Raw genomic sequence first — 10,940 nt, 5'->3', positions numbered from 1 at the left:
CGCATTCAGGCCCTCTGCGCGCCGCACCGACGCAAAATGGCCAAATATCTGTCAGGTCGGTCACGAGCCTGCGGTTGAACGCACCCGGCGCCGACCTGCAACTAAAGTAATATGCCGGGCGTTTAACCTGAGTCTGCCATGAAACACCTCTGGATCGTCGCCGCCTTGCCTCCGCCGGAGCCAATGCCAGTCACGCCGCCCCGGGGCGGCGTCGACAAGACCAAGGCGCCGCGTTCGATCCCCCGAATGTTTGGCGCTCCGTTCAGCCAAAAGACCTATGCCTGCTTCGTGCGTCGTTATGACGCCAATCATCTCGCACAGCATCCAAGGCAGAAAGTCAGCGCGATGATGCTGTTGGTGACGGCAGAGGAAGCAAGCGAAGACAAGCCCGTCAATTATTCGTTCCGCCAAACATCTATTCGTTCCGCCAAACATCGCTCGGGCAATTTTGATTCCGGCGGCTATTGCAGTCACATTGCCGCCGAAAACAGCGGCAGCGAAATGCCGAAACAGCCCCTCTCGCAAAGTTGAAAGTGGTTTATCACCTCAACGATATCGACAAGGTGAGCTTCGTCCTTGGCAATATCCAGACCCATCTCGATGCGGTCAGCGGCGCCGACCATGTAACAATCGCGCTGGTGGTTCACGGCCGTTTCATTCGGCTTCGGCCAATCCCGACCTGTGAAGGCGGTTGGCCAATTCTCCAATGCCGGCCTCGAACTCGCCGCCTGTGCCAACAACATGAAATCGCAGAACGTCATGTTGAAGGATGCGTTGCCGCCGAGCGTGGCGTCATGGCGCGGATTGCGATCGCAAGGCTATCTCCACTTGCGGCCTTGAGGCGCCAAAAGTTGACGTGAACAATTCACGTCGATCGCTCATTTGAGCGATCTGGTCGCCGCACTTTCGCCCGCTCCATCAAGCTGAATATTTCTTGTGTTCGGATTGAACTGCGACGGCGCCTGCGCGCCTGCTCCCATACCGATATGCGGGTTGCGCGTCCTTGAAACCGCTCGCGGAATTTTTTGCGCATGGCCCCAATGCATGCCGACGCCGGCTGCTTTTTCGCGGTCGCCGGGCCGATGACGACCATTTCACAACAGCACGAGGCAGGCGCGAGACTGAAAACGGCAACTCATACGCACTCCTTCACGACTTCGTGCTTGTGCCCGTTGATGCCGCCGTTGCGAAAGCCGGTTCGACCGATCTGGCCTTGTCGGCCAGGAAGCGCGCGATTTTTGGGGATCGAACCGGCACCAATGGTGTTATCGTCCCGCACCGCCCCATTCCATCCGGCAGCACGCCCAACCAAATATTGACTTTCCGGCCCTGCCCCCGAAAGCTGCCGGAAACCTAAAAATGACCGCGCAAACAGAATAGGCACCATGAATTCCGTCAAAGCACTCGAAAACCATGGCCAGTCGATCTGGCTGGACTTCCTCGCCCGCGGCTTCGTCGCCAAGGGCGACCTCAAGGCGCTGATCGACACCGACGGCGTCAAGGGCGTGACGTCGAATCCCTCGATTTTCGAAAAGGCGATCGGCAGTTCTGACGAGTATGACGGGGCGATCGGCCGTGCGCTGCAAGCGGGCGACCGCCCGGTGGCCGACCTGTTCGAGGCGCTTGCTGTCGAGGACATTCAGAGTGCTGCCGACGTGCTGCGCCCCGTATATGACCGGCTGAACGGCGGCGACGGTTTTGTCAGCCTCGAGGTCTCGCCCTATCTGGCGAAGGATACCAAGGGGACGATCGCCGAGGCCGAGCGGCTCTGGAAAGACGTGGGTCGCCAGAACCTGATGGTGAAAGTGCCGGCGACGCCGGAAGGCCTGCCCGCGATCGAGCATCTGATCGGCGAAGGCATCAGCATCAACATCACGCTGCTGTTCGCGCAGTCCGTCTATCGCGACGTGGCGGAGGCCTATATCGCCGGCCTGGAAAGATACGTAGCTAGTGGCGGCGATCCTGCGCCGGTTGCGAGCGTCGCCTCTTTCTTCGTCAGCCGCATCGATACGGCCGTCGACAAGCAGCTCGACGAGAAGATCGCGAGAGCCAATGACCCCAGTGAAAAGGAGCGGCTGAGCGCGCTGAAAGGCAAGGTCGCCATAGCCAACGCCAAGCTCGCCTATCAGGATTACAAGCGGCTCTTTGCAGGCCCGCGGTGGGAAAAGCTCGCGGCCAAGGGCGCCAAGCCGCAGCGGCTGCTCTGGGCATCCACCGGCACCAAGAACAAGGACTACAGCGACGTGCTGTATGTCGAGGAATTGATCGGCCCGAACACCGTCAACACCGTGCCGCCGGCAACACTTGATGCATTCCGTGATCACGGCAAGGTGCGAGACAGCCTCGAAGAAAATATCGAGGACGCGCGGCGCGTGCTGGAAGAGCTCGAAAAATCCGGCATCTCGCTGGATGCCGTTACCGATGAGCTGGTCAGAGACGGCGTCAGGCTGTTCGCCGACTCTGCCGACAAGCTCTATGGCGCAGTCGCGAAGAAGCGCGCGGCGTCTCTGGTCGGCGGCATCGACAGGCAGCAAATCGCGCTCGGTGATGGCATCAGGAAGGCGGTCGAGAAGAGCACCGAGGATTGGCGCGCGTCGGCCACGATCCGAAGGCTGTGGCAGAAGGACAAATCGGTCTGGACCGGCGACGACGAGGACGAATGGCTGGGATGGCTGAACAGCGCTGCTGCGGCCGATGTCGCCAATTACGAGGATTTTGCGAAACGCGTGAAGGGACAGAATTTCAGCCACGCGGTCGTGCTTGGCATGGGCGGGTCGAGTCTCGGGCCCGAGGTGGTGGCGGAAACTTTCCCGAAGAAATCGGGCTTTCCGAAGCTGCATGTGCTCGATTCCACTGATCCCGCACAGGTGCGAGAAATGGAGGATACGGTCGACCTCGCCCGCACGCTGTTCATCGTCTCCAGTAAGTCGGGCGGCACTACCGAGCCGAATGTGATGAAGGATTACTTCTTCGACCGCGTCGCCAAGACGGTCGGCAAGGACAAGGCTGGCCATCGCTTCATCGCGGTGACCGATCCGGGCTCATCGCTGGAGAAGACTGCAATCAGCCAAGGCTTTGCCCGGATCTTCCATGGCGACCCCACGATCGGCGGACGCTACTCCGTGTTGTCGCCGTTCGGCCTGGTGCCGGCGGCGGCTGCCGGCATCGACGTTCGCGGCCTGATCGCGCATACGCTCGCGATGGTGCGCTCCTGCGGCGCCGACGTGCCGCCGCATGAAAACCCCGGCGTGCAGCTTGGGCTCGCGATGGGCCTCGCCGGCCTCGAAGGCCGCGACAAGGTGACGATTACCTCATCCGAGAAGGTCGCCGATTTCGGCGCCTGGGCCGAACAATTGATCGCCGAATCCACCGGCAAGGAGGGCAAGGGCCTGATCCCGATCGACGGCGAGCCGCTCGACGCTCCCTCGCTCTACGGCAACGACCGCTTCTTCATCGATATCCGCACCGAAGGCGAAGACGACGCTTCGCATGACGACAGGCTCAAGGCGCTGGAAGCTGCCGGACATCCTGTGGTCCGCATCGTCATGAAGTCAATCGACCACATCGGGCAGGAGTTTTTCCGGTTCGAGATGGCGACTGCCGTGGCCGGCGCAATCCTGGGCATCAATCCGTTTAACCAGCCCGACGTGGAAGCGGCCAAGATCAAGACCCGCGAACTGACCGGTGCATTCGAGAAAACTGGCTCGCTGCCCGCGGAGGAGCCGGTGATTTCGACCGACGAGGCCGATCTCTACACCGACGAGCACAACGCGGCCGAGCTGCGCAAGGCCGGTGCCGACGGCACGCTCGGTTCCTGGATCAAAGCGCATCTTTCGCGCTCCGAAAGCGGCGATTACGTCGCCCTGCTCGCCTATATCGCGCGCAACCCCGGTACAATCGGCTCCCTGCAGAAAATGCGGCTCGCGGTGCGCGACAGCCGTCATGTTGCGACCTGCGCCGAATTCGGGCCGCGCTTCCTGCATTCCACCGGCCAGGCCTACAAGGGCGGGCCCGACAGTGGCGTGTTCCTGCAGATCACGGCCGAGGATGCCGAGGACCTGCCTGTACCTGGACAGAAGGCGAGTTTCGGCATCATCAAGGCGGCGCAGGCGCGTGGCGATTTCGACGTGCTTACCGAGCGCGGCAGGCGTGCGCTACGCGTCCATCTCAAGGGTAGCCTCGGGCCGGGGCTGGCCGCGCTGGATGCCGCGATTTCGGAAGCGCTCAGTTAGGAATGTAGGATATGCAACTCGGCATGATCGGCCTCGGCCGAATGGGCGGCAACATCGTCCGCCGGTTGATGAAGAACGGCCACTCCGCCGTGGTCTACGACAAGGACGCCAAGGCGGTGGCTAGTCTCGCCGGCGAAGGCGCCACCGGCGCTGAAACACTGGAAGATTTCGTGGCCAAGCTGGAAAAGCCGCGCACCGCCTGGGTGATGCTGCCCGCCGGCAAGATCACCGAAACCACGATCGAGGCCTTGGCAAAGCTTATGCAGCCCGGGGACGTCATCATCGATGGCGGCAACACGTTCTGGCAGGACGACGTTCGACGGGGCGCGGCGCTTAAGGCAAAGGGCCTGCACTATCTCGATGTCGGCACCAGCGGCGGCGTCTGGGGAATCGAGCGCGGTTATTGCATGATGATTGGTGGTGACAAGGCGGTGGTGGACCGGCTCGACCCGATCTTCAAGGCGCTGGCTCCGGGCATTGGCGACATCCCGCGCACGGAGGGCCGCGAGGGCCGCGACCCGCGCGTCGAGCAGGGCTACATCCATGCCGGTCCGTCCGGTGCCGGACACTTCGTCAAGATGATCCACAACGGCATCGAATACGGCCTGATGCAGGCTTATGCTGAAGGGTTTGACATCCTGAAGAACGCGAATATCGACGCGCTGCCACCGGAGCATCGCTTCGAGTTCGATATTGCCGATATCGCGGAGGTGTGGCGGCGCGGCAGCGTAATCCCGTCCTGGCTGCTCGACCTCACATCCTCCGCGCTCGCGGAAAATCAGACCCTTGATAATTACTCAGGGTTTGTGGAGGATTCCGGCGAAGGCCGCTGGACCGTCAACGCCGCGATCGACGAAGCCGTGCCGGCGGAAGTGCTGACGGCGGCGCTGTATGCGCGCTTCCGCTCGCGCAAGGATCACACATTTGCGGAGAAGATCCTGTCCGCGATGCGGGCCGGATTCGGCGGCCACAAGGAGCCGCCGAAGAAATCTGACACGAAGGCGTGAGCGGTCATGGCGGTCGGTCAAACAATCCAGAAGAAACCCGATCCCTGCTCCTTCGTCATCTTCGGCGTGACCGGCGACCTGGCGCACCGGTTGGTCGTCCCTGCCCTCTATAATCTCGCGGCCAGCGATCTGCTGCCAGACCAGTTCTGCCTGGTCGGCGTCGCCCGCAAGGGCATGACGACCGACAGGTTGCGCGACAGCCTGATGAAAGGCTTGCGCCAGTTCGCAACGCGGCCAGTCGACGACGCTATCGCGAAACGCCTGCTCGGCTGCCTCTCCTGCATCGAGGCCGATCCGAAAGATCCGGCTTCCTTCGATGCGATGAGCAAACAGCTTGGCGAGTTAGAAGCCGCGCGAAACACCGGCGGCAACCGGCTGTTCTATCTGGCTACTCCACCTGTCGCATTCCTGCCGATCAGCCGTGAGCTTGGCCGCACAGGCATGCTGGCCGAGAACGGCGCCTGGCAGCGGTTGGTGGTCGAAAAACCGTTCGGCACCGATCTCGCCTCTGCAAAGGCACTGAACGCTGAACTGCTCAAGCTCGTCGATGAGCACGAGATCTACCGGATCGATCACTATCTCGGCAAGGAGACGGTTCAGAACATCTTGGTGCTGCGCTTCGCCAACGGCATGTTCGAGCCGATCTGGAATCGCAATCACATCGACCACGTGCAAATTACGGTCAACGAACAGCTCGGCGTCGGCCATCGCGGCAGCTTCTACGACCAGACCGGCGCGCTACGCGACATGGTGCCGAACCATCTGTTTCAACTGCTGTCGCTGATCGCGATGGAGCCGCCGATCCGCTTCGATGCGCATTCGGTGCGCACGGAAAAAGCCGACGTGCTCGCGGCAATTCAGATGCAGAGCGAGGCCGAGGCGCTGCGCAATTCGGTACGCGGCCAGTATCTCGCCGGCCGGATCGGAGACACCGACATCGCCGACTATCGCAAGATCGAGGACGTCGCCCAGGGCAGCACGACCGAAACCTACGTGGCGCTCAAGCTGATGATCGACAATTGGCGGTGGGCCGGCATTCCCTTCTACCTGCGCACCGGCAAGGCGCTCGGCACCAAACGCACCGAGGTCGCGATCAAGTTCAAGCAGGCCCCGTTCGCGATGTTCAACTGCACGCCTGTGGAGCGGCTGGCGCAGAACTATCTCGTGATCGGCGTCGCGCCGAACGAGGGAATTGCGCTGCAGTTCAACACCAAGGTGCCCGGCCCCTCGATCCTGATCGACGGTGTCGAGATGAAGTTTCGCTACAAGGACTATTTCAAGGCGGCCCCCTCGACCGGCTACGAGACGTTGATCTATGACTGCATGATCGGCGACAACATCCTGTTCCAGCGCGCTGACAGCGTCGAGGCCGGCTGGAAGGCGGTGCAACCGTTCATCGACGCCTGGAAGAAGGCTGGCGCCGATGGCTTGAAAACCTACAGGGCGGGCAGCGAAGGCCCAGACGAAGCCAACGAGCTTCTGGCCCGCGACGGTCGAACCTGGCGGACGTTCGGATAGGCATGGCAGGTCACGACAACCGTCAAGTAATCGCGGTGGCCGATCCAGCAGCGATGGCGGCAACCGCCGCCGAACATTTGCTGGCGAGAACGGCTGCCAACGGCGGCCGCGTGGCGATCTGCCTGACCGGCGGATCGAGCCCGAAACAGCTCTATCAACTGCTTGCGACCGAGCCCTATTGCAGCCGGATTCCATGGCAGCGCGTGCACTGGTTCATCGGCGATGAGCGTTTCGTGCCCGCCGATGATCCGCTCAACAACATGGGCATGGCGCGAGCGGCTTTCCTCGACCAATGCGCGCCCGCAGCGAACATCCATCCGATTCCGACTGCGACCGCCGACCCCACCGATCCCGATCGCGGGGCTGCGCTTTACGAACAGGAATTACAGTCGTTCTATGGAGCGAACACGCTCGATCCGACCCTGCCCCTTTTCGATCTCGTGCTGATGGGCGTCGGCCCCGATGGCCATACCGCCTCGCTGTTTCCCGGCGATCCGGCGCTGGATGAGCAAGCGCGCTGGGTGGTCGGCGTGCCGCGGGCGAATGTCGCGCCGTTCGTCCCTCGCGTCACCCTCACGCTGACAGCGCTTGCCTCCTGCCACGAAATGCTGTTTGAGGTTTCGGGCCGGGACAAACGCGCGATCTTGACGCGCCTATTCGCAGGCGAGAATTTGCCCGCCAACCGTGCGCGATCCAGCGGTGAGACGGTCTGGCTGGTGGACCGGGAGGCGCTTCCGGAGGATTTTGGTGGGCAATAGCACTCCCTGCGCGCTGGTGGTGATGGGCGTTTCCGGCTCGGGCAAGAGCACCATCGCCGATCATCTCGCCCGGCGGCTCGGCTGGCGCTACGAGGACGCCGATCAGTTTCACCCCGCAAGCAACGTGGCGAAGATGAGCGCGGGCCATCCGCTGACCGACGAGGATCGCTGGCCATGGCTGCAGGCGATCGCCGACGAAATCGACCGCCTTGCCGCATCCGACGAGCGCGCCGTGATCGCCTGCTCGGCGCTGAAGCGGGCCTATCGCGATATTCTCGTGCACGGGCGCGACGACGTCAGGATCATTTTTCTCGATGGGAAACAGGATCTGATCGCGGACCGGCTTGCCGCCCGCAAGGGGCATTTCATGCCGCCGGGCCTGCTCACCAGCCAGTTTGCAACGCTGGAGCGGCCGGGCGCGAACGAACGACCTATCGTCGTATCGATCGAGGCGCCGGTCGAAGCGATCGTGGATGACATCGTCAGTCAATTGAATCTGGTTCCCCAATGACCCGCATTGCACTCGTTGTTTCCGACGTCGACGGCACGCTGTTGACGCACGATAAGGTTCTGACCGAAAGCGCCAAGGCCGCCGTGCGCAAGCTGCATGCGGCCGGCATCGGCTTCACCATCGTATCCAGCCGGCCGACCATCGGCATGGGCTTTCTGATCGAGCCGCTTTCGATCACGCTTCCGCTCGGCGCCTTCAACGGCAGTTCGATCGTTGATAGCAGGCTGAGGCCGATCGAGCAGCACCTGATCGCTCCCGCCGTGGCGCAGCGCAGCCTCGACGTGCTTCATGCGTTCGGTGTCGATATCTGGCTGTTCACGAACGAGCGCTGGTACACGCGCAATCCCGATGGCGAATACGTCCCGCATGAGAAGCGCGCAATCAAGGCCGATCCAACCATCATCGACGATTTCACGCCGTATCTTGGTGAAGCTTGCAAACTCGTGGGCGCCAGTTCGGATCCGGTCCTGCTCAAGCGATGCGAGGCCGCGATGCGGGAAGCCGTCGGCGCGGAGGCGACCGCGGTCCGCTCGCAGACCTATTATCTTGACGTTACGCCGCCCGGCCACGACAAGGGTACATTCGTGGACGCGATGATCAGACGGCTCGGCGTTTCGACGGCAGAGGTCGTAACCATCGGCGACATGGAGAACGATCTGCCGATGTTTGCCCGCAGCGGCGTTTCGTTTGCGATGGGCAACGCCGCCGATGGCATCAAGCGGCACGCGACGCATGTGACTGAAAGCAACGAACGCGATGGGTTCGCGCATGCGGTCGAGACGGTACTGCAGCTCGGATAGGCCGAAGCGGCGTATCAAGCCCGCCTGAAGGATAAATCGAGGATTTCTCAAAGTCTTCACGCTGCGAACCGGCTTTCTGTTGGCTGCTGTTCATCAGCAAGCGCGAGCCGGTGTCCGACCGCCGTTCTCCTCCCATGGAGGCAGGCTCACGCCAGCCCGGGCCCGCCGCGGCGAAGAAGGGCGCCGGCTCGCGCGACTTGCCAGCAGCAACGACGAGCTTGCAATGACGGAGAGACAGCCCGCTATTTCGACCGCTGCACCGCCGGCTTTTCGGTCGGCCGCTTGGCGGCGCTCAGATTGTGCGCGGTGTTGACGAGGGCGATGTGTGTCAGCGCCTGCGGGAAATTGCCGGTCTGGCGCCGGGCAATCGTGTCGTACTCCTCGGCCAAGAGGCCGAGGTCGTTGGCGATGCCGACGACACGGTCGAACAGCTCCTGCGCCTTGCCGAATTCCCCCGCCAGCACATAGGCGTCGGCGAGCCACAGCGTGCAGGCGAGGAATGCACCTTCCGCCGGTTGTTTTTCCGCCTCGCGCGGGTCATGTCGCAGCACGAAACCGTCGCGCATCAGATGCCGTTCGACCGCGACGATCGTGCCGCGAACGCGGGGATCTTCCGGCGGCAGGAACCCCACTGCCGGCAGCAGCAGGATGCTGGCATCGAGCATTTTCGAGCCGTAGTACTCGACGAAGGCGTTGAGCTCAGGGTCGAAGCCTTTTGCGCAGACGTCGCGACAAATGGCGTCGCGCAACACGCGCCACTTTTCGAGCGGCGCCTTGAGGCCGAACATCTCGGCGCTCTTGATGCCGCGGTCAAAGGCGACCCAGGTCATCACCTTCGATGAGACGTAGTGCCTGCCTGGGCCGCGGCGCTCCCAGATGCCGTGATCGGGCTGGTCCCAGCGTTCGGCAAGGTGCTGCAGCACGACGCATTCCATTGCCCAACTGGTCTCATCCATTTCGAGCTTGGCCACGCGCCACTGGTGAAAAGCGTCGATCAGTTCGCCATAGACGTCGAGCTGCAGTTGCGCGTACGCGGCGTTGCCGACCCGAACCGGCTTTGCGCCTTCATAGCCAGGCAGCCATTTGGCCTCCCATTCCAGCAGACGGCGCTGGCCCATGATGCCGTACATGATCTGCATGTTGGCGGGAGAGCCCGCGGCCGCCCGCAACAGCCAATGGTGCCAAGCGGAAGCTTCCTCGGTATAACCCGAGTCCAGCAACGCCAGCAGCGTGAAGGTCGCGTCGCGCAGCCAGCAGAAGCGATAATCCCAGTTTCTGGCGCCGCCGAGCTTTTCCGGCAGCGAGGTCGTCGGCGCAGCGACGATGCCGCCGGTCGGCGCGTAGGTCTGCGCCTTCAGCGTAATCAGGGAGCGCATCACGAGCTCGCGATAATCGCCCTCGTAGGTGCAGCGACTGCACCATTCGGTCCAAAATGCCTCGGTATCCTTCAACGCGTAGGAGGGGTCGATCGGCTTGGGCACGGGCAGATGAGAGGGGCCATAGGTGAGCACGAAGGGAATGGTATCGCCTTCGCCAACCTCGAAATCGGCGACGGTCGTCAGGTCCTCGCCGCGGGTCTCGACCGGTGTCCGCAGCACCGTCATGTCCTGTCCGCAGATCGCAAGAAGCGCTGAGCCGTCCTCGCTTTTCTTGACCCAAGGAATATCGGCGCCGAAGCCGAAGCGGATCACCAGTTGCATGTGCATCTTGACCCGGCCACGAACGCCACGCACCAGCCGCACCACGTCGGAGGCATTGCCGCGCGGCGGCATGAAATCGATCAGGTCGACCGCGCCGTCAGCCGTCTCAAAGCGGGTTTCCAGAATCAGGCTGTCTTGCCGATAACGTCGCGAGGTACCGGCAACCTCCCCCACCGGCGCGATCAGCCAACGGCCGTGTCTTTCCGTGCCGAGCAGCGCCGCAAAGCAGGCGTCGGAATCGAAGGCCGGCCAGCATAGCCAGTCGATCGATCCGTCCCGGCCGACCAGCGCAGCGGTCTCGCAATCGCCGATCAGCCCATAATCTTCGATACGGCACGGCAAGGTGCTTCACCGCTGCTGTGGGATACCATTTCTTCGAACCGTCATCCCGCTCTACCTTCTGCCTCGAGCGTG

At 62.6% G+C, this 10,940-nt stretch carries 10 protein-coding genes; 8 read left to right on the top strand and 2 right to left on the bottom strand.

Features of this window, described 5'->3' with window-relative positions:
* Positions 1-183 precede the first annotated feature (183 nt).
* Both J6524_RS27030 and J6524_RS27025 read left to right on the top strand, forming a co-directional pair.
* A complete protein-coding gene (locus J6524_RS27030) occupies positions 184-531 on the top strand; it encodes a hypothetical protein (protein WP_225676252.1) in 348 nt (115 codons plus the stop codon).
* A 2-nt stretch (positions 532-533) separates the two neighbouring features.
* Entirely contained in the window at positions 534-860 is a 327-nt protein-coding gene (locus J6524_RS27025) for a hypothetical protein (RefSeq protein WP_225676250.1), read from the top strand.
* Between the two features lie 275 nt (positions 861-1,135).
* On the opposite strand, the gene J6524_RS27020 is transcribed toward J6524_RS27025, so the two are convergent.
* Positions 1,136-1,387, bottom strand: coding sequence for a hypothetical protein (locus J6524_RS27020; protein ID WP_225676248.1), 252 nt, complete (start codon positions 1,385-1,387; stop codon positions 1,136-1,138).
* On the opposite strand from J6524_RS27020, the gene J6524_RS27015 reads away from it, so the two are divergent.
* Genes J6524_RS27015 through J6524_RS26990 form a run of 6 tightly spaced genes read left to right on the top strand, consistent with a single transcriptional unit; the run spans position 1,386 to position 8,826 of the window.
* Positions 1,386-4,232 (top strand): bifunctional transaldolase/phosoglucose isomerase, encoded by a 2,847-nt coding sequence (locus J6524_RS27015; RefSeq protein WP_225676246.1) that lies wholly within the window; start codon positions 1,386-1,388, stop codon positions 4,230-4,232. The two genes, J6524_RS27020 and J6524_RS27015, sit on opposite strands and share 2 nt — an antisense overlap.
* Positions 4,233-4,243: 11 nt before the next feature.
* Positions 4,244-5,239: a phosphogluconate dehydrogenase (NAD(+)-dependent, decarboxylating) gene (gene gnd / locus J6524_RS27010; RefSeq protein WP_225676244.1), complete on the top strand. Its 996-nt coding sequence runs from the start codon at positions 4,244-4,246 to the stop codon at positions 5,237-5,239.
* A 6-nt stretch (positions 5,240-5,245) separates the two neighbouring features.
* Positions 5,246-6,757 carry a glucose-6-phosphate dehydrogenase gene (gene zwf / locus J6524_RS27005; RefSeq protein WP_225676242.1) on the top strand — a complete coding sequence of 504 codons (1,512 nt, stop codon included), beginning with the start codon at positions 5,246-5,248 and terminating at the stop codon, positions 6,755-6,757.
* Positions 6,758-6,759: 2 nt separating this feature from the next.
* The gene (pgl, locus tag J6524_RS27000) at positions 6,760-7,515 is read left to right on the top strand and encodes a 6-phosphogluconolactonase (protein WP_225676239.1); all 756 of its coding nucleotides are present in this window, start codon (positions 6,760-6,762) and stop codon (positions 7,513-7,515) included.
* Between the two features lie 22 nt (positions 7,516-7,537).
* The gene (locus tag J6524_RS26995; RefSeq protein WP_225676613.1) at positions 7,538-8,026 is read left to right on the top strand and encodes a gluconokinase; all 489 of its coding nucleotides are present in this window, start codon (positions 7,538-7,540) and stop codon (positions 8,024-8,026) included.
* A complete protein-coding gene (locus tag J6524_RS26990; RefSeq protein WP_225676237.1) occupies positions 8,023-8,826 on the top strand; it encodes an HAD family hydrolase in 804 nt (267 codons plus the stop codon). Before J6524_RS26995 ends, J6524_RS26990 begins: the two co-directional genes overlap by 4 nt.
* 242 nt (positions 8,827-9,068) lie before the next feature.
* On the opposite strand, the gene J6524_RS26985 is transcribed toward J6524_RS26990, so the two are convergent.
* Entirely contained in the window at positions 9,069-10,868 is a 1,800-nt protein-coding gene (locus J6524_RS26985; RefSeq protein WP_225676235.1) for a glycoside hydrolase family 15 protein, read from the bottom strand.
* Positions 10,869-10,940 lie beyond the last annotated feature (72 nt).

The organism is Bradyrhizobium hereditatis, from assembly GCF_020329435.1.
Taxonomy (GTDB): Bacteria; Pseudomonadota; Alphaproteobacteria; order Rhizobiales; family Xanthobacteraceae; genus Bradyrhizobium; species Bradyrhizobium hereditatis.
The sequence above is the reverse complement of the archived record's forward strand: the minus strand, read 5'-3'. Positions and strand labels throughout refer to the sequence as shown.